General features: G+C 76.2%; 16 protein-coding genes and 1 tRNA gene. 10 read left to right on the top strand and 7 right to left on the bottom strand.

Going from position 1 to position 17,885, the window contains the following annotated elements:
- Window positions 1-161 precede the first annotated feature (161 nt).
- On the top strand, window positions 162-1,016 hold the full coding sequence (locus ACFSJS_RS14180) for a SigB/SigF/SigG family RNA polymerase sigma factor (protein WP_380900104.1): 855 nt from the start codon (window positions 162-164) through the stop codon (window positions 1,014-1,016).
- Window positions 1,017-1,152: 136 nt separating this feature from the next.
- On the opposite strand, the gene ACFSJS_RS14175 is transcribed toward ACFSJS_RS14180, so the two are convergent.
- On the bottom strand, window positions 1,153-2,322 hold the full coding sequence (locus tag ACFSJS_RS14175; RefSeq protein WP_380900101.1) for a PAS domain-containing protein: 1,170 nt from the start codon (window positions 2,320-2,322) through the stop codon (window positions 1,153-1,155).
- 274 nt (window positions 2,323-2,596) lie between these two features.
- Here ACFSJS_RS14175 and ACFSJS_RS14170 point away from each other — a divergent pair, with 274 nt between their 5' ends.
- The 3 genes from ACFSJS_RS14170 to ACFSJS_RS14160 all read left to right on the top strand — a co-directional run bounded on the left by ACFSJS_RS14170 (window position 2,597) and on the right by ACFSJS_RS14160 (window position 5,918).
- Window positions 2,597-3,343, top strand: a complete 747-nt coding sequence (locus ACFSJS_RS14170; protein ID WP_380900099.1) for an ANTAR domain-containing protein — start codon at window positions 2,597-2,599, stop codon at window positions 3,341-3,343.
- 95 nt (window positions 3,344-3,438) lie between these two features.
- Complete coding sequence (locus ACFSJS_RS14165) at window positions 3,439-4,809, top strand: aminotransferase class I/II-fold pyridoxal phosphate-dependent enzyme (RefSeq protein WP_380900097.1); 1,371 nt, start codon at window positions 3,439-3,441, stop codon at window positions 4,807-4,809.
- A complete protein-coding gene (locus ACFSJS_RS14160; protein WP_380900095.1) occupies window positions 4,806-5,918 on the top strand; it encodes an MBL fold metallo-hydrolase in 1,113 nt (370 codons plus the stop codon). The genes ACFSJS_RS14165 and ACFSJS_RS14160 overlap by 4 nt, the downstream gene beginning before the upstream one ends.
- A 70-nt stretch (window positions 5,919-5,988) precedes the next feature.
- On the opposite strand, the gene ACFSJS_RS14155 is transcribed toward ACFSJS_RS14160, so the two are convergent.
- Both ACFSJS_RS14155 and ACFSJS_RS14150 read right to left on the bottom strand, forming a co-directional pair.
- A complete protein-coding gene (locus ACFSJS_RS14155; protein ID WP_380900093.1) occupies window positions 5,989-6,627 on the bottom strand; it encodes a DedA family protein in 639 nt (212 codons plus the stop codon).
- Complete coding sequence (locus tag ACFSJS_RS14150; protein WP_380900289.1) at window positions 6,624-7,400, bottom strand: MBL fold metallo-hydrolase; 777 nt, start codon at window positions 7,398-7,400, stop codon at window positions 6,624-6,626. Before ACFSJS_RS14150 ends, ACFSJS_RS14155 begins: the two co-directional genes overlap by 4 nt.
- A gap of 320 nt (window positions 7,401-7,720) precedes the next feature.
- Between ACFSJS_RS14150 and ACFSJS_RS14145 the strand changes: the two genes are divergently transcribed.
- Together ACFSJS_RS14145 and ACFSJS_RS14140 are read left to right on the top strand one after the other, a co-directional pair.
- Entirely contained in the window at window positions 7,721-9,802 is a 2,082-nt protein-coding gene (locus ACFSJS_RS14145) for a phage holin family protein (protein ID WP_380900091.1), read from the top strand.
- 269 nt (window positions 9,803-10,071) lie between these two features.
- Complete coding sequence (locus ACFSJS_RS14140) at window positions 10,072-10,515, top strand: hypothetical protein (protein WP_380900089.1); 444 nt, start codon at window positions 10,072-10,074, stop codon at window positions 10,513-10,515.
- A 23-nt stretch (window positions 10,516-10,538) separates the two neighbouring features.
- Here ACFSJS_RS14140 and ACFSJS_RS14135 read toward each other — a convergent pair whose 3' ends face one another.
- Window positions 10,539-11,360, bottom strand: a complete 822-nt coding sequence (locus ACFSJS_RS14135; RefSeq protein ID WP_380900087.1) for a helix-turn-helix domain-containing protein — start codon at window positions 11,358-11,360, stop codon at window positions 10,539-10,541.
- Between the two features lie 49 nt (window positions 11,361-11,409).
- On the opposite strand from ACFSJS_RS14135, the gene ACFSJS_RS14130 reads away from it, so the two are divergent.
- The gene (locus ACFSJS_RS14130; protein ID WP_380900085.1) at window positions 11,410-11,718 is read left to right on the top strand and encodes a 4a-hydroxytetrahydrobiopterin dehydratase; all 309 of its coding nucleotides are present in this window, start codon (window positions 11,410-11,412) and stop codon (window positions 11,716-11,718) included.
- Window positions 11,719-11,770: 52 nt separating this feature from the next.
- On the opposite strand, the gene ACFSJS_RS14125 is transcribed toward ACFSJS_RS14130, so the two are convergent.
- The 3 genes from ACFSJS_RS14125 to fdhD all read right to left on the bottom strand — a co-directional run bounded on the left by ACFSJS_RS14125 (window position 11,771) and on the right by fdhD (window position 15,682).
- Complete coding sequence (locus ACFSJS_RS14125; protein ID WP_380900083.1) at window positions 11,771-12,598, bottom strand: aldo/keto reductase; 828 nt, start codon at window positions 12,596-12,598, stop codon at window positions 11,771-11,773.
- A 148-nt stretch (window positions 12,599-12,746) separates the two neighbouring features.
- A complete protein-coding gene (locus ACFSJS_RS14120; RefSeq protein ID WP_380900081.1) occupies window positions 12,747-14,573 on the bottom strand; it encodes an AMP-dependent synthetase/ligase in 1,827 nt (608 codons plus the stop codon).
- Window positions 14,574-14,809: 236 nt separating this feature from the next.
- Window positions 14,810-15,682, bottom strand: coding sequence for a formate dehydrogenase accessory sulfurtransferase FdhD (gene fdhD / locus ACFSJS_RS14115; RefSeq protein WP_380900079.1), 873 nt, complete (start codon window positions 15,680-15,682; stop codon window positions 14,810-14,812).
- A gap of 277 nt (window positions 15,683-15,959) precedes the next feature.
- On the opposite strand from fdhD, the gene ACFSJS_RS14110 reads away from it, so the two are divergent.
- The 3 genes from ACFSJS_RS14110 to ACFSJS_RS14100 all read left to right on the top strand — a co-directional run bounded on the left by ACFSJS_RS14110 (window position 15,960) and on the right by ACFSJS_RS14100 (window position 17,510).
- Window positions 15,960-16,044 (top strand) — tRNA-Leu (locus ACFSJS_RS14110).
- Window positions 16,045-16,609: 565 nt separating this feature from the next.
- On the top strand, window positions 16,610-17,101 hold the full coding sequence (locus tag ACFSJS_RS14105) for an Imm50 family immunity protein (protein WP_380900077.1): 492 nt from the start codon (window positions 16,610-16,612) through the stop codon (window positions 17,099-17,101).
- Window positions 17,094-17,510, top strand: coding sequence for an Imm50 family immunity protein (locus ACFSJS_RS14100; RefSeq protein ID WP_380900075.1), 417 nt, complete (start codon window positions 17,094-17,096; stop codon window positions 17,508-17,510). Before ACFSJS_RS14105 ends, ACFSJS_RS14100 begins: the two co-directional genes overlap by 8 nt.
- Window positions 17,511-17,885: the final 375 nt, after the last annotated feature.

Genomic DNA, 17,885 nt, shown 5'->3' with positions numbered 1-17,885 from the left:
AACCCTCGTGCTTCGGACCGCAGGCACATCCGCGGGAGCGGCCCGGTCGGCGCGGACTCGCGCGACCCTCCGCCCCGGGTGCTCACGCCCGGTCCGGCCTGCGCCCTCTCCCGCGGTAGTTCCCCCACAGCCCACAGTCCACAGTCCGGGAGAGACCGCACATGACCCCCGTACGAGCACGAGCACAGCACGCGCGGCACCCGCACGACGACGCCCCTGACACCACCGCCGAATTCCAGCGCATCGCCGAGCTCCCCGACGGACCGGAGCGCGACGAGCTGCGGCAGAAGGTCGTGCAGGCGTGGATGCCCATGGCCGAGCGGCTGGCCCGGCACTTCCGCAACCGCGGCGAGTCCCTGGAGGACCTGGAGCAGGTGGCCGCCCTCGGTCTGGTGAAGGCGGTCACCCGCTACGACCCCTCGCGCGGCTGCGCCTTCGAGAGCTTCGCCGTGCCGACCATCGTCGGCGAGATCAAGCGGCACTTCCGCGACCACATGTGGGGTCTGCACGTGCCGCGCCGGGTGCAGGAGCTGCGCAACCGCGTCCGCGCCTCCGCCCGCCAGCTCAGCCACTCCCTCGACGGCCGCACCCCCGGGGTCAAGGAGATAGCGGAGCACAGCGGCCTGACGGAGGAGGAGGTCCGCATCGGCTCCGAGGCGCTGGAGAGCTACAGCACCCTGTCGCTGGACGCCGAACTGCCCGGCGCCGACGACGGCTACGCCCTGGTGGACACCCTCGGCAGCTCCGAGCCCGGCTTCGACCTGGTCGTCTACCGCGAGTCGCTCAAGCCCCGGCTGCGCAAGCTGCCCGAGCGCGAGCGCAAGATCCTGTACCTGCGCTTCTTCTGCGACATGACGCAGAGCCGCATCGCCGAGCAGCTCGGCATCTCCCAGATGCACGTCTCCCGGCTGATCAGCCGCACCTGCAACCGCCTCCACGCCGAGGTCGAGGCCGACCAGGAGCGGGAGAGCCAGGAGCGGGAGGAGAAGGCCTACGCCGGCTCGCACGCCGCCTGACCGGGAGGGCGCCCGCGTCCGTCCGCACGCGGCCCCCGTACCGCGCCGTCCGCGCACGGCCGTACGGGGGCCGCGCCGTCGTCTTCCGCCGCCTGCCCGCCCCGGCCCGAAGCGCTCCCGGCGCCGCCCCCGGCGGTCACATGCCGCGCATGGCCAGGGCCATGTGCCGGGCGATCCGGTCCACCGCGGCGGCCTCCGCCAGCTCGAAGGCCCGGCGCCCGCCGGCGCGCAGCAGCGTCAGCGCGCCGAGCGCGGGCCCGCCGGCGCCGTCCGCCAGCGGCACGCACAGCAGGGAGCCGATCTCGGCCCGGGCCAGGACGGGAGCGCCGGCCGGGTCCCGGCCCAGCAGCCCGGGGTCCTCGGGGCGCACCTGCAGGAACGGTTCACCGCGCCGTACGGCCTCGGCCACCGGCGACCACGACAGGGGGTCCTGCGCGGCGACCGCGTCCCGCAGCCGCCCGGCCGGGGCGAGCACCGCCGCCCGCCGGAGCACGCCGCCGGGCACGGCGACGTCGACGACCACCCAGTCCGCGAACCGCCCGTAGAGGACCTCGGCCGCCCGCTGCGGCACGTCCTTGGGGGAGTCCGCCAGGAGCAGCGCCTCCGTCATCCCGTCCATCAGATCCATCAGCTCCGCGCTGCGGGCGGGCTCGTCCGGGCCGGGTCCGGCGCCCGGGAGCGCCCGCGGGGGCTCCCCGGCCGCGTCCGGGCCGAAGACCGCGAGCACCACCGAGCGCGGCTCGTGCGGCGGGCGCAGCGCGGTCAGGGTCGCCCGCAGCCCGCCGCCGGCGCCCGTCCCGGCCCCCTCCGCGGGGCCGCCCCCGGGCTCGGGCGGGTGGAGCGGGCGGACCACCAGGCTGCGGTCCCCGCCGCCCCGGGCCACGGCGGCCACCTGGGAGCGGAAGACCGCCCGCGACTCGTGCGCCAGGGAACCGGTCAGGGCGCGTCCCGTGGCGTACCCGGCCCGCACCCCGAACAGCCGGGCGGCGGCCGGGTTGAGCCGCCGCACCACGCCGTCGCGGTCCAGCAGGGCCACCGCGACCGGCAGCCGCTGGAACAGGACGCGCAGCAGCCGGTGCTCGTGGTGCTCCTCCCGGGCGCCCCGGTGGCGCTCGGCGCCCGCCAGCTCCTCGTAGCGCGGCCACAGCACCCCCGCCGCGTGCTCCAGCTCCAGGAGGGCGGCGTCCAAGGCGGCCTCCAGGGCGGGGGGCCGGCCGGCCCCGGGCAGGGCGCGCGCCGACCGCAGCTCCTCCACCCGCCGGCGGAAGTCCGCCAGCTCGGCCCCGAACTCCTCAGCCTGCGCCATGCGCTCAACGTAACCCGGCGGACGCCGCAGGTCTCGTTGGTCGTACGGAAGCGCATGACTCGTCACCCTTCGCCGGGAAGGCGAAGATGTGAGGGAGGCGGGGCGCGGAACAGGGCGCGGGGAGGCCGGAGGGCACCGGCCCGCACGCCCCGGACCGCTCCGCCCGCGCAGAACCACCGCGCCGTTTCCCGGCCGTCGCCCGGGGCAGCCGATCCCTCGGGACCGGGAGCCCGGTGCCCGGCCCGCAGACGGGGAAAGGACCGAACCAGCCGCCATGCCGGACCGATGCGAAGCGCTTCCGTTCGAGCCCGCCCCGGCCCAGCCGGAGCCGGCGCTCGACGCCGCCTCGTCCGCCCGGAGCCTCGCCCGGCTGGCCGAGCAGGCCGTCCGGTGCACCCCCGGCTGCTGCGGAGCCGCCGCCACCGTCCACACCGGGGAGGCGGAGGACGAGGCCACCACCGCCGTCACCCATCCGGACCTGTCCGCGCTGCTGTCCCTCCAGTGGGAGGAGGGGGACGGACCGGTTCCCCAGGCGCTGCGCACCGGACGCCCCGCCGGCTCCGGCGACCTGCTGCTGGAGGACCGCTGGCCGCGCTACCGGGCCCGGGCCCTGGAGATGGGCCTGCGCTCGGGCGTCACCCTGCCCTACCGCCGCGACGGCCTGACCCTCACCGTCACCACCTACGGCTTCCGCCCGCGCCCCCTGGCGGAGGCCGCGCGCTCGCCGGCGGCCCTGCTGGGCGACCTGGCGGCCACCGGCCTGGCCCGCGACCTGCGCTACCGGGAGGCGCTGGCGGAGGTGGAGCAGCTGGAGGGGGCGCTGCGCAGCAGACCCGTCGTCGACCAGGCGTGCGGGATCGTGATGTACGTGCTGGGCTGCGACGCCGAGGAGGCGTTCGCCCTGCTCCGCAGGATCTCCCAGCACACCAACCGCAAGCTGTCGGACCTGGCGCGGGCGCTGGTGCGCACCCGCGGCCGGGGCATAGAGCAGGAACTCCAGCGGTTCCGGCAGCGACCCTGACCGGCCGTGCCCTCCGCCCGCCGGGCGGCGGGCACGGCGGGCACCGACACGGACCGGCAGGCCGGCGGACCGGCCGAGGACCAGCGGAGGCACGGATGCAGCAGACCCGACCGGAGGACCCCGCGTCCGCGGTGCCCCCCGGGGCCGCCCCCGGGGAGCGGGACGCCGTGGCCGAGGCGGCCCGCGGCTACTGGCGGCGGCGCGGTCTGCCCACCGGACCCGAACAGGTCGTCACGGCCCCCACCGCCCCCCTGCTGCTCGCGGCGCTGCTCGCGGCCGCCTGCGCGGACGGCGCCCGCGGCCCCGGCGGGGTGGTGCTGCCCCGGCCCGGCCCCGCCTGGCACGCCGACCAGGTCCGGCTGCTCGGCCTGCCGTCGCACCCGGTGCCCGTGCCGGCCGACTGCGGCGGGGCGCCCGACCCCTTCGCGCTGCTGGAGGCGGTGGGCCGGGCCCGCGCGGCCGGCGGCGACCCCCGGGTGCTGCTGCTGTCCGTGGCGGACGGCCTGACGGGGACGGCCGCGCCCCCCGAGCTGCTGCACGAGGTGTGCGAGGCGGCCGAGCAGGAGGGGCTGCTGGTCGTCAGCGACGAGAGCTGGCGCGACACCGCCCACGACCCCCGCGGCACCGTCCTGGCCGGACCGGCCGAGATCCTGCACTGCTCCGTGCCGTACACGGCCCGCGGCACCCGTCCCGGCCCCGGGCCCCTCGCCGTCGCCCACCCCCGCCCGCTCGGCGGCGGCAACGACTCCGTCGTGGTGCTCGTCGACCCCGGCACCGCCCTGGACGCCGCCCCGGGCACCGCCCTGGCCGCCGCTCCGGCCGCCGCCCGCCTCCCCGCCGGGGACCGGGGGCGGCACCTCGGCGCCGGGACGCGCGCCGCCCTGGCCGCGCTCCACGCCCGCCCCCGCGGACCCGCCGCCGCCGCCGCGGCGGAGGCGTGCGGCGAACCGGAGGGGCTGCGCGGGCGCCGCGCCGCCGCCAACCGCCTCCACGGGGCGCTCGCCGCCGCCCTCCACCGCGCCCTCACCGCGGCCGGCGCGGTCTGCCGCCGGCCGGGCGCCGGCCGGCACCTGTACCCCGACTTCGAGCCGCTGCGCCCGGCCCTGGCCGCCCGCGGCATCACCGACGCACCCGGCCTGGAGGCCGAGCTGGTGCGCAGGCTCGGCCCGTACGCGGCGGGCGGCCACCGCTTCGGCGACGACCCGCGCGCCCTGCGGGTGCGGCTCTCGACCGGCCTGCTGGCCCGCGGCGCCCCCGCGGGCGCGGCGCCCCCCGGCCCCGGCGCCGGCCCGTCCGGGCCGCCGGACCCCCCGTCCCCCGGCGACCGCGCCCCCGGCGTCCCCGGGCACCCGGGGACGGCCGCCGCGCTGGCCGCGCTGGCGACGGCCCTCGACGAGATGGCGGCCGGCGGCCCGGGTGCCGCGGCCCCGGCGAAGTCCCCGGACACCGATGGGAGCCCCGTATGACGGAACAGACGCACGAGCCCTCCCCCGCCGTCCTCGACGCCCCCGGGGCTCCGGGCGCGCAGGGCCTGCGCACCCGCCCCGGCCCTCCCGGGGCGGCCGGGGCCGCCGCGCCGGCCGCGCCCCGGTCCGTCCTCCGCCCGGTCGGCGAGCGCCGCACCTGGCCCCGCTCCTTCGCCGACCGGCTCACCGAACCGCTGCCCGGCATCCGCTCCCTGGCGCGCATAGCCCGCGAGGGCAGCACGCGCCCCGACCCCGCGTCGCTGGACGACGTCCCCCTGCTGCCCTGCGAGCCCGGCCCGCTGCCCGAGGCCGCGCCCGGCACCGTCGCTGTCACCTGGGCCGGGCACGCCAGCTGGGTGGTGCGCACCGGAGGGCTGACCGTGCTGACCGACCCCGTCTGGTCCCGCCGGATCCTGGGCACCCCGGCCCGCGTGACCCCGGTCGGCGTCCCCTGGGAGGACCTGCCCCGCGTCGACGCGGTCGTGATCTCGCACAACCACTACGACCACCTCGACGCCCCCACCCTGAAGCGCCTGCCCCGCGACACCCCGCTGTTCGTCCCCGCCGGGCTCGGCCCCTGGTGCCGGCGCCGCCGCTTCACCTCCGTCACCGAACTGGACTGGTGGGAGGCGGCCGAGCTGCCCTCGCCGGACGGCGGCACCGTGCGGTTCGACTTCGTCCCCGCCCACCACTGGTCCCGGCGCGGCCTGACCGACACCTGCCGCTCCCTGTGGGGCGGCTGGGTGCTCACCGACCGCTGCGGACGGCGGGTGTACTTCGCGGGCGACACCGGCTACGGCCACTGGTTCGCCGAGATCGGACGCCGCCACCCCGGCATCGACCTCGCCCTGCTGCCGATCGGCGCCTACGCGCCGCGCCGGATGCTCCGCCCCGTGCACACCGACCCCGAGGAGGCCGTCGCAGCCTTCCTCGACCTCGGGGCCCGCCGCATGGCCCCCATGCACTGGGCCACCTTCCTGCTGTCGGCCGAGCCGCCCCTGGAGCCGCTGACCCGGGTGCGGGCCGCCTGGGCCGCCGCCGGGCTGCCGCGCGAGGACCTGTGGGACCTGCCGGTCGGCGGCTCCGGGACGCTGGGCCCGCAGCAGTAGGCGCGGGCGCGGGGACGCCCGGAAGCGGCGGCGGGACGGCCGGCCGCCGCCGCTTCCGGACGTGCGGCCCCTACCCGGCGGACCGCGCGGAACGCAGCCGGCGCCACACCGGGGGCACCCCGCCGACCAGCAGCGTCAGCCCCACCGCGGCGGCCACCCCCTGCCACGGCTCGGGGAACAGCGACCCGCCCAGCACACCGATCAGCTGGTAGGTCGCCGTCCACGCCAGGCAGGCCGGCAGGTCGCCGCGGACGAAGGAGCGCACCGGCAGCCGCGCCAGCAGGCAGGCCACCATCACCGGGAGGCGCCCGGCCGGCAGCAGCCGGGAGAGCACCAGCACCGCCACCCCGTGCTCGTCCAGCTTCCGGCGGGCGGCCTCCAGCCGGTCCGGCGCCGCCCGCTCCCGCATCCGCTCCAGCCAGCGCGAGCCGCTCCGCGACCGGCCGCCGCGCTGCCCCAGCCAGTACAGCGCCAGGTCGCCGAGGAACGCCGCCAGCGCCGCCACCCCGAACACCAGCACCAGGGGCAGCGCCGGCGGGCTGCTGTGGAAGGCCACCGCGGCCGCCCCGCTCACCACCGCCCCCGTCGGGACCACCGGGACCAGGGAGCCGAGCACGACCAGCAGGAACAGCGACGGATAGCCCACCGCACCGGCCGGCGCCGCCTGCGCCGGTATCTCCCGCACCGCGGCGAGCAGCGCCTCGATCACCCGGCCGCCTCCAGCCGCACGCTCTCGCCGTGGCCCAGCCGGCGCACCGTCGCGCCCGGCGCCGCCCGCGCCGCCAGCCGCACGAACTCGTCGCCGGGGGAGTGGAACTCGTGGGGCCGCACCGCGTCCAGGCCGATCGGCCAGTACGTGCCGTAGTGCACCGGGACCGCCAGGGCCGCCCGCAGCCGGGCCAGCGCCTCCGCCGCCCGGCGCGCGTTCATGTGGCCCTCGCCCAGCCGGGGCCCCCACCCGCCGACCGGCAGCAGTGCCGCGTCGATCCGGCCGACCTCCTCGGCCATGGAGTCGAACAGGCCGGTGTCGCCCGCGAAGTAGGTCCTGGCCTCGCCCTCCACCACGTAGCCCAGCGCGGGCGCCAGCCGCGGCCCGTACGGCAGCCGGCGGCCGTCGTGCAGTGCGGGCACCGCCCGGACGGTCACCTCACCGATCCGCACCCGGTCGCCCACGCCGACCTCCTCGATCCGCAGCCGGTCCGACAGCCGCCGCAGCCCCCGCACCGAGGCGAGCGCGCCGCGCGGCACCACCACGCGGGTGCCGGGCGCGAGCCGGGCCAGGGAGGGCGGGTGCAGGTGGTCGGCGTGCAGGTGGGAGACCACCACCGCGTCCACCCGCGCCAGCGACTCCGGCGGCAGGGCGCCGCGCCTCCTGCGCAGGTGCACCAGCCGCCGGGCGAACAGCGGGTCGGTGAGCACGGTGACGCCGCGGTCGCGCACCGTCGCCGTCGCATGGCCCCACCACGTGATCTCCACCGGCACCAGGTCCTCCTCCCGCCGGACGCCACCGGGTCCTCCGGATCCCTTCATCCTGCCCGCTCCCCGCCGCCTTCCCGCAGGGTTTCGCGGTTCCGCCCCGGCCGCCTGCCCACGCCCCGGCGCCCGTCCGCCCGCCTGCGCACGCCCCCAGCGGGCGGACGGAGTGTGGAAAGGTGGAACGTGCCGCCGGACCCGGGTGTTCTCCGGCCGCGGAACGACAGCCGCGGAGCGGCGGTGAGCGGCCCCGGGGAGGAGTCCGGCCGGGGTCCGGGGGACACAAGAGGGCGGGAGCGGCGGAAGGGACCGGAGGGAGGCGGAACGGCGTGCGGCTGGCACCCTGGCGCAGGGCGGGAGCGGCGGTGCTGCGCATCCTGGTCGTGTGGGCGGTGAGCACCCTCACCCTGCTCGTCCTGGCCGGCGCGCTGCCCGACTTCCGGCTCCAGTCCGAGCACGGCGACACCGCCACCCGCATCGGGATCACCGCCGCCCTCGGCGCCGGCGCCTTCGGCCTGCTCAGCGCGCTGGTGTGGCCCCTGCTGGTCAGAGCCCTGCTGCTGGTGCCCGCCCTGGTGCTGGGCCTGCTGGTGTTCTTCCTCAACGGCTCGCTGCTGTGGCTCGCCCTCGCCCTCGTGCCCGACGGCCGGGGGGAGGCCGACCCCCGCACGGCCGTGGTGGTCGCCGCCGTGATGTCCGCCGCCTCCTCGGCCGCCAGCACCTTCCTCGCCGTCCGCGACGACGACGCCTACCGGCGCCGGCTGGCCCGGCTCGCCGACCGCCGCCGGCTCCGCGCGGGCGGCCCCGGAGTGACCGGCGCCCCCGGCACCGTCTTCCTCCAGCTCGACGGCCTCGGCCACGACGTGCTGTGCGACGCGATCGCCCCCGGCGAGGACGGCGAGCCGCTGATGCCCACCCTCGCCGCCATGTGCCGCGACACCCACCGCCTCACCGTCTGGCACACCGACTGGTCCAGCCAGACCGGTGCCAGCCAGCTCGGCATCCTGCACGGCTCCAACGAGGACGTGCCCGCCTTCCGCTGGTACGAGAAGGAGACCGGCGAGGTGGTCGTCAGCAACCGGCCCAGCAGCGCCGCCACGCTCCAGCGCCGCGCCGCGGAGCGGGCCGGGCACCCCGGGCTCCTCGCCGACGACGGCGCCAGCCGCGGCAACCTCTTCAGCGGCGGCGCCGCCCAGGTGGCCCTGGTGCTCTCCGTCTCCGCCCGGCGCGGCCGGCACAACCGGTCCCGCGCCGGGTACTTCGCCTACTTCTCCGACCCGGCCAACGCCACCCGCACCGCCGTCTCCTTCACCGCCGAGGTCGTCCGCGAGGTCGTCCAGTCCACCCGCGCCCGGCTGCGCGGGGAGCGGCCGCGGGTCTCGCGCGGCGGCCTCTACCCCTTCATCCGCGCCTTCGCCACCGTCGTCCAGCGGGACGTGGTGGTCGCCGCCGTCCTCGGCGACATCCTCAACGGCCGCACCGCCGTCTACGCCGACCTCGTCGCCTACGACGAGGTGGCCCACCACTCCGGGCCGCGCGGCCGCGACACCCGCCAGGTGCTGCGGCGGCTGGACCGCTCCGTCGCGCTGATCGCCAAGGTCGCCGCACGGGCCCCCCGGCCCTACCGCCTGGTGCTCCTCTCCGACCACGGGCAGAGCCCCGGCGAGACCTTCGCCGCGCGCTACGGGCTGACCCTGGAGGACCTCGTCCACGCGGGGTGCGGCCTGCCCGTCTCCCGCCGCGCCCGGCGCTCCGCCAGCGGCGCCGAGGCCCGCGCCGCCGCCCGCGCCGCCCTCCACCGGCCCGAAGACGGGCACGGCGCCGAACCCCACCGGCCCGCCCGGACGAGCGAGCCGGTGGTGCTGGGCTCGGGCAACCTCGGCCTGGTCTCCTTCCCCGACATCCCCGGCCGCGCCTCGCGCCAGGAGATCGACCGCCGCCACCCCGCCCTGCTGCCCACCCTCGCCAACCACCCCGGCATCGGCTTCCTGCTCGTCCTGGACGAGTTCCACGGGCCGGTGGTGCTCGGCCCCGACGGCGGCGAGAGGCGGCTGGAGACGGGCCGGGTCGTGGGGAAGGACCCGCTGGAGCCCTACGGGCCGCTCGCCGCGGACGCCGTGCGGCGCACCGCCGGCTTCCCCCACGCCGCCGACATCATGGTCAACTCCGCCCTGGACCCCGCCACCGGCGCCGTCCACGCCTTCGAGGAGCAGATCGGCTCCCACGGCGGCCTCGGCGGGGAGCAGTCCCGCGCCTTCCTCCTCCACCCCCGGCTGCTGTCCCCGCCCGACGCGGACGGCGAGCTGGTCGGCGCCGAGCAGGTCCACCGGGTGCTGCGGCGCTGGCTGGAGGAGGCGCGGGCCGTCTCGGCGCCGCCCGGCGGGCTGCCCGTCCGGGCCCGCCTGCGCTGAGCGCCGCGCCCCGGCACGGCTCTGCCGCGGCCCACGGAGCCCCGCCGCCCGCGTCCATCCCACTGGGGCGGCGGAAAAATACGGTGCCAAGCACCACGCGGCAGGCCCCGGGCCATGACCTGGCCGGTCATCGACGGGAGGGAAGGCGTCCGGGCAGGGTGGGACCACCGGGTCCCGGGCGGCGCACTCCGTCCGGGGTCCGGCTCCGACCAGTGCCCGCGCGGCCCGGCACGCCCGCCGCGCACCCGACCGACGGAGGGTGATCCACCATGTCCGCGACCCCGCTCGGCCTGTCCACCGCGCCCGCCGCCCCCGGAACCGCCCCCGGGGCGCTGCGGCTGCTGCGCCGCCTGCTGGCCCTGGACGCGGCCGTCACCGCCGCCAACGCCCTGGCCTACCTCGCCCTGCCCGGCACCCTGGGACGGCTGCTCGGGGTGGACGCCGGGCTGCTGACGGGGGCCGGCCTGTTCCTGCTGGTGTACGGCGCCGCGGTCGGCCTGCTGGCCTCCCGGCCGAGTCCGCCGCCCGCCGGGGTGGGCGCGGTGGTGGAGGGGAACCTGCTGTGGGCGCTGGCGGGGGCCGCCGCCCTGGCCGCCGGAGTGCTGGAGCCCACCACCGCCGGCCGGGTGTGGATCCCGCTCCAGGCCGCGGTGGTGGCGGCACTGGCGGCGGCCCAGTACCTGGCGCTGCGCGCGGTGCGCCGCGCGGGCTGACGGGCCGCGGCCGGCCGGGGCGGCTACCGGCTGTCCCGGCCGACCACCTCCGGCAGCAGGGCGGCCGTCTCCGGATCGGCCGGGACGAACGTCTCGATGGCCAGCTCCGAGACGGTCACGTCCATGGGGGTGTTGAAGGTGGCCATGGTGGAGAAGAACGACAGGACCCGCCCTTGGTGCTCGATCACCAGCGGCAGGGCGAAGGGCCCCTCGGTGCCGCGCCGTTCGGTGCCGCCCGCGGGCAGCGGGTAGCCGGCGACCTCCTCGTACAGCTCGCGCAGGGGCTGCGAGCGCAGCAGCGCGAGCTGCCGCTGCATCTGCTCCAGCAGGTGCTCGCGCCACTCCAGGAAGTTGCGGATGCGGGGGGCCAGCCCGTCGGGGTGGAGGGTGATGCGCATGGCGTTCGGGGGAGCCTGCAGCAGGTGTCCGGCCACGCCCTCCAGCAGCGCGGCGAGCCCCCGGTTGGCGGCCACCACCCGGTAGCGGCCGTCGACCACCAGGGCCGGGTAGGGCTCGTAGGCGGCCAGCATCCGCTCCAGCCCGCCGCGCAGGGGGGCCAGCGAGGGGGCGTCGAGGGGGGTCTCGGGGTAGTGGGGCGCGTACCCGGCGGCCACCAGCAGCGCGTTGCGCTCGCGCACGGGGACGTCGAGGTGCTCGGCCAGCCTCAGCACCATCTCGCGGCTGGGGCGGGTGCGGCCGGTTTCGACGAAGCTGATGTGGCGGGCCGAGGAGTCGGCCCGCAGCGCCAGTTCGAGCTGGCTGAGGCCGGCGCGTTCGCGCCAGTGCCGCAGGAGGGGGCCCACTCCGCCGGCCCTGGTGTCCGCGTCGGCGACCGATGATCCCATGCGGCGACCCTAGGCTGGGAGGGTCGTCTACCGGAAGTGGGTTTCTGCCATGGCACCTCGACCGCTGTCCCGCGAGGAGATCGACGCCGCGCTGGCGGAGCTGTCCGGCTGGGAGCTGGACGGCGACCGGCTGAGGAGGACGTACTCCTTCGCCCGGCACCTGCAGGCGGCGGCGATGGTCGTCCACGTGGCGCGGATCCAGGACGAGCTGGACCACCACGCCGACCTGCTGCTGGGCTACAACACCCTGGCGGTGTCGGTGAACACCCACAGCGCGGGTGGGAAGGTCACCGGGCTGGACGTGGAGCTGGCGCGCCGGATCGAGGCGGTCGCCCCGGCGCACGACGCCCGCCCCTGACCCCGCAGCCCCCGGGCCCGGTCGGGTCCGGGGGCGGGGGAGGGGGGAGGGGTCAGCCCATCTCGTCCGGGTCCGGGCCCAGGCGGGTGCCGTTGTCCAGGGTGGCCAGGCCCGTCATGTCGTCGTCGTCCAGGGTGAAGGAGAAGACGTCGATGTTCTCCTCGATCCGGGCCGGGGTGACGGACTTGGGGATCACCACGTTGCCGAGCTGGAGGTGCCAGCGCAGCACGACCTGGGCGGGGGTGCGGCCGTGCTTGCGGGCGACGGTGCCGACGACCGGGTCCTCCAGCAGCCCCTTGCCCTGGCCCAGCGGCGACCACGCCTCGGTGGCGATGCCGTGCTCGGAGTGGAAGGCGCGCGACTCGGCCTGCGGGAAGTTGGGGTGCAGCTCGATCTGGTTGACCGCCGGGACGATCTCGGTCTCCTCCATCAGCCGCCGCAGGTGGGTGGGCTTGAAGTTGGAGACGCCGATGGCCTTGACGCGGCCGGCGGCGTACAGCTCCTCGAACGCCTTCCAGGTCTCGACGTAGCGGTCCTGCTTGGGCGCGGGCCAGTGGATGAGGTAGAGGTCGACGTAGTCCAGGCCCAGCCGCTCCAGGGAGGCGTCGAAGGCGCGCAGGGTGGCGTCACGGCCGTGGTGGTTGTTCCAGACCTTGGTGGTGACGAAGAGTTCCTCGCGCGGCACCCCGGACTCGGCGATGGCCTTGCCGGTGCCCTTCTCGTTCTCGTAGATCGCGGCGGTGTCGATGCTGCGGTAGCCCGAGGCGAGCGCGTGCCCGACGGCGGCGGTGGCCTCCTCGTCCGGCACCTGCCACACGCCGAAGCCGAGCTGCGGCATCCGGACGCCGTTGTTGAGGATGATGCTGGGAACGTTGCTCACGGGATCGGTCCTTAAGTGAAGTCGGTTGGCCAGACGTGTACCCGGGGACACAACGATCATCGCAACGTTGTCATTCCCGCTCCGGAGGAATTCCGCCTGTGGACCGCTCCGGCCGCGAACGGGTGCGCTCTCGCCGTCCCGGTCCAGGTCAGGTCTGGTAGAGAGCCTCGATCTCCATGGCGTACATCTTCTCGATCGCCTTCCGCTTCAGCTTCAGGGAGGGTGTGAGCAACCCGTCCTCCTCGGTGAACTGCGAGCCCAGTATCCGGAAGGTGCGGATGGACTCGGCCTGGGAGACCAGGGTGTTCGCGGCCACCACCGACCGTCTGATCTCGGACTCCAGGTCGGGGTCGCGGACGAGCTCGGCCGGGCCCATCTCGGGCTTGTTCCGCATGGTCAGCCAGTGGTGCACGGCGTCGGGGTCGAGGGTGACGAGCGCGGCGACGTAGGGGCGGTCGTTGCCGACGACGATGCACTGCGCCACCAGCGGGTGCGCCCGCACCCGGTCCTCCAGCGGGGTCGGGGAGACGCTCTTGCCGCTGGAGGTCACCAGGATGTCCTTCTTGCGCCCGGTGATCGTCAGGTAGCCGTCCCCGTCCAGGGAGCCGAGGTCGCCGGTGGCCAGCCAGCCGTTGTGCAGGACCTCCCGGGTGGCCCGGTGGTCGCCCAGGTAGCCGGTGAAGACCTGGCCGCCGCGCAGCCACACCTCGCCGTCCTCGGCGATGCGCACCGCGGTGCCGGGAATGGGCACCCCGACGGTGCCGAAGCGGGTCCGCTCGGGCGGGTTGGCGGTGGCCGCGGCGGTGGACTCCGTCAGGCCGTACCCCTCGATGATCCGGATGCCGGCGCCGTCGTAGAAGAGCCCCAGCCGCCGCTGCATCGCCGAACCGCCCGACATGGCGTACCGGCAGCGTCCGCCCAGGGCGGCGCGGAGCCGGGAGAAGACGAGCCGGTCGAAGAACCGGTGCTGCACCCGCAGGGCCGCGCCGGGCCCCGGACCGGTGCCGAAGGCCTTCTGCTCCACGGCCTCGGCGTAGCGGACGGCGACCTCCACCGCCCGGTCGAACGGTTCGAGCCGGCCCTCGGCCTCGGCCCGGCGCCGGGCGGCGTGGAAGATCCGCTCGAAGATGTAGGGCACGGCCAGGACGAAGGTGGGGCGGAACGCCTCCAGGTCGGGCAGGAGCGCGGCGGCGGACAGGTCGGGCTGGTGGCCGAGCCGGACCCCGGAGCGGATCGCCCCGACCTCGATCATCCGTCCGAAGACGTGGGCGAGGGGGAGGAAGAGGAGGGTGGAGGCCTGCTCGCCGGACCGGGAGGGGAACACGGTCTCGTAGCGGCGGACGACGTTGTCGCACTCGGCCATGAAGTTGCCGTGGGTGAGCACGCAGCCCTTGGGACGGCCGGTGGTGCCGGAGGTGTAGATCACGGTCGCGGGGGTGTCCGGGGTCAGCGCGAGCCGGTGCCGGTGGACGACCTCGGTGTCGATGTCCGCCCCGGCGGCCGCGAGCCGGTCCTCGGCGCCGGCGTCGAGCTGCCACAGCCGCCTCAGGCGCGGCAGCCGGTCGATGACCGAGCCGACGGTCATGGCGTGGTCCTCGTGCTCCACGACGGCGGCGGTCACCTCCGCGTCGTGCAGTATCCAGTGGACCTGCTCGGCCGAGGAGGTGGGGTAGACCGGCACCGGCTGGGCGCCCACGGACCACAGGGCGAAGTCGAACAGGGTCCACTCGTAGCGGGTGCGGGACATGACGGCGACCCGGTCGCCGAACCGCACGCCCTGGGCCAGGAGCCCCTTGGCCAGGGCCAGCACCTGGTCGCGGAACTCGGCCGCGGTCACGTCCCGCCAGACGCCGGAGGGATCCCTGCGCGCCAGGACGACGTGGTCCGGGGCCTTCTCGGCGCGCTCGAACACGACGTCGGCCAGTCCTCCTGCCGGAGGGGTCGTGACCAGGGCCGGGACGGTGGACTCGCGCAATTGCCGCTCCTCGGTGCACTGTGCGGGGGGTCACAGCGGGGCGACCGTATCCGATCCGCGAGGCGCCGGGGAAGGAGAGACGGCGGCGCGCGCCGGGGCAAACGGGGGCGCTTCGGAACGGGCGCACGGGGCCGTCACCGTTCGGCCCGGAAATCCGCACGGAACGTCCCGGCGACGGCCGGTTCCGGCGGCACCGCTTCCGGCCGGGCCTGCCCGGGGGCGCCTGCGGAGGGGCGTCAGCCGCGCGCGCCGGCCAGGGCCAGCCGGTGCTCGCCGGAGTAGACGTTCATCGAGGTGCCGCGCAGGAAGCCCACCAGGGTCAGCCCGGTCTCGGCGGCCAGGTCCACGGCGAGGGAGGACGGCGCGGAGACGGCGGCCAGCACGGGCACGCCCGCCATCACGGCCTTCTGCGCCAGCTCGAACGAGGCCCGGCCCGAGACCAGCAGCACCGACCGCGACAGCGGCAGCCGGCCCTCGGTCAGGGCGCGCCCGACGAGCTTGTCGACGGCGTTGTGGCGCCCCACGTCCTCGCGCAGGTCCAGCAGTTCGCCCTCCGGGGAGAACAGCGCGGCCGCGTGCAGGCCCCCGGTGCGGTCGAACACCTTCTGGGCGGCCCGGAGCCGGTCGGGGAGCGCGGCCAGGACGGCGGGGTCGATCCTCAGCGGCCCCCGGCCGCCGGGCCCGCCGCCGTCCCCGACGGGCCAGCGGGCGGTGGTGCGCACCGCGTCCAGGCTCGCCTTGCCGCACAGCCCGCACGAGGAGGTGGTGTAGACGTTGCGCTCCAGGGTGATGTCGGGGACGGGCACGCCGGGGGCCAGGCGCACGTCGACGACGTTGTAGCTGTTGCGGACGGTGCCGTCGGCCTGCTCGGTGGCGCCGGCGCAGTAGACGATGTTCGCCAGCTCCTCCGGCCGGCCCAGCACGCCCTCGCTGACCAGGAAGCCGGCCGCCAGGGCGAAGTCGTCGCCGGGCGTGCGCATGGTGACCGCCAGTGGCCTGCCGTTGAGGCGGATCTCCAGCGGCTCCTCGGCCACCAGGGTGTCGGGGCGCTCGCTCACCGCGCCGTCGCGGACGCGGACGACACGGCGGCGCTCGGTGACTCGGCCCATGGATCGGTTCCCGCCTCGCTCGGTGCCGGCTGGTGCTCGTTCGGTGGTCGTGCCGCGCGCCCGCGGGGCGGCGACCGTCCCATTGTGCTGGTACCCCTCCTGGATACCCGGGCGCGGCCCGCCCAAGGCACCGGGCGGCTCCGCCCTCCTCGCCCCGGCCCCTCCCCGTCCATCCCCGCACCCTGCCGGACCACGGCTTATGCGGGTGAGAGCCACCCCGAAACCTTGGTATGGTGTTCCCCGTCGCCGCGGCCGGAAGGCCGCGAGTCGCACACCGGTCCGGGTGGCGGAATGGCAGACGCGCTAGCTTGAGGTGCTAGTGCCCTTTATCGGGCGTGGGGGTTCAAGTCCCCCCTCGGACACAACCACTCACCAACGGGGTGCGGGTCGGGATCGGTCTCGGCCCGCATTCTGCGTTGTCCGGGCCCGTGGGGCGCGTACAGCCCGAACTCCCGGCGCAGGCGGTCCTCTCCGCCGCCTGCCGGCGTCGCGGAGCGCCCCGGCGACGTCCTGCACCGCGCCGACGACCCCGGCTGTCCGTCCGCGCGAGGGGACGGTCCGCCTGCGCGGCCCCGCCGGGCCGTGGCGGCGGCCCGGCGTGCGGAACCCGTGCCGGGCGCGTACGGCCCGTGGCGGCCGACCGGAGGACGCCCGAGCGGCCGGTCACTCGGGAAGCCCCCTCCGAGGGCCCGCCACCGGCCCCGAGCGGCAGGACGGCAGGCAGTTGCCGGACGAGAGGCACCAGCCGGTCTTCTGTCGTGAAGAAAGCTGCGGGACGCCTTCCGGCGACCTGATCGTCCACCAGGACCACCGGTTCGACCACCAGAAGCCGGGGGAGCCCGGCCATCAGCCGCCCCCTGTACGCGTGGGGCCGTTCGACGCCCTGCGGAACGGCCGGATTCCCGGTTGGTGAGGAACACTGTTGCCATGAACCGAAACTGGGGCGAATGCGTCAGGAATGTCGACAAGTTGAACGAGTTCTATCCCGGCGGCATCCCCTCAGGGCCCGTGGTCGTTCGTTCAGTGAACCTCAACCGGCGAGGGCCCGCTGTCGTCATGCGCCTTGACCTGGCGGAGTTCCCCGCCTTCCCGCGCCCGGAGTGGGCCGAGGTCGGCTGCGACCGCATCCAGTGTCACGTCGTCTTCCTCGATGTGGCGGACTTCCGTCTGGAGCGGTGGTCCGGTGCAGGCGAGGTGGAACTTGCGGTGACCTCCCTGGAGCCGCGGCGACTGCGCGTCCTTGCGGAGGGGACGACCGTACGGTGCGGTTTCACGAGTAGCGACGCGCTCACGGTCAGGCACGTGAGCGCCTATGACTCGACCGGAGAGCAGGAGAAGCAGTTCTTCGCCGGCCCGTTGGACCGCAGGAAGTTCACCAACCGACTTCCGTGGATCGATGAGAGGACGTTCTATGGATGACGGGGACTGGCGTACTGCCTTCGAAGGAGCGGAAGAAGTCGGAAACACCTTCGCATCTCCCCCCGTTCTGAGCGGAAGGAACCTTTCGCGCCTGCATGTCGATGACCGTGGCGGGAATGTCGCCGTGGCGATGGGGTTCGACTTCCGGGTCTCCTCCGAGGACGCCCCTCAGGAGTGGGTCGAGCAGCAGTTCAACGCGTTCGAGGTCTCACTCGAGTTCACACGCGTACAAGACCTCAGGATCGACGGATGGGCGGGGGAGCCGGACTGCCGCGTCGCATTCTCGAAGAACCCGCGAGGCTCCGTCGATGTGCGAATGTCCGGGACCGGCGAGCACATCTCGTTCACCGCCGAACGAGCCCGCATCTCGCGCTTCCGGGCGTACCGGGCATCGGCGGCCGGGCACTGAGAGGACGAGTGCGGCTTGGGCGACGGCTCCGATGCGGTTGGGGCTGAGGGCGACGTGCCGCAGTGCTCGTCGGAGTCGGGCGGGCGGCAGGAGGGAAGCGCGGGAGACGGGGCGTGCTCGGCGAGCCGGTCGGCTGCGGGCGCGGCGCCGGCCGGACGCCGGATGCCGACCGAGGTGGACGCGATGTCCGGCCCCGAGTCGAGGAACCGGTGGCCGAGCTGTGCCGCGGGGACGGCTGCGCGGAGGTCCGGTGCGTGGGCGGCTCCCACGGCAGCGGTGCGGACGTGGTCGGCCGGCGCCGGACGGCCGGGCGATGGTCGTCCGCCGCGCGGAGCGGTGCCGAGCGGGGGCCGCCTCCGCCCTGGACATCCGGCC

It is taken from the genome of Streptomyces desertarenae (genome assembly GCF_042681365.1).
GTDB classification, from domain to species: domain Bacteria; phylum Actinomycetota; class Actinomycetes; order Streptomycetales; family Streptomycetaceae; genus Streptomyces; species Streptomyces desertarenae.
Note: the sequence above shows the minus strand (reverse complement) of the source record. Positions and strands in the feature narration are given on the sequence as shown.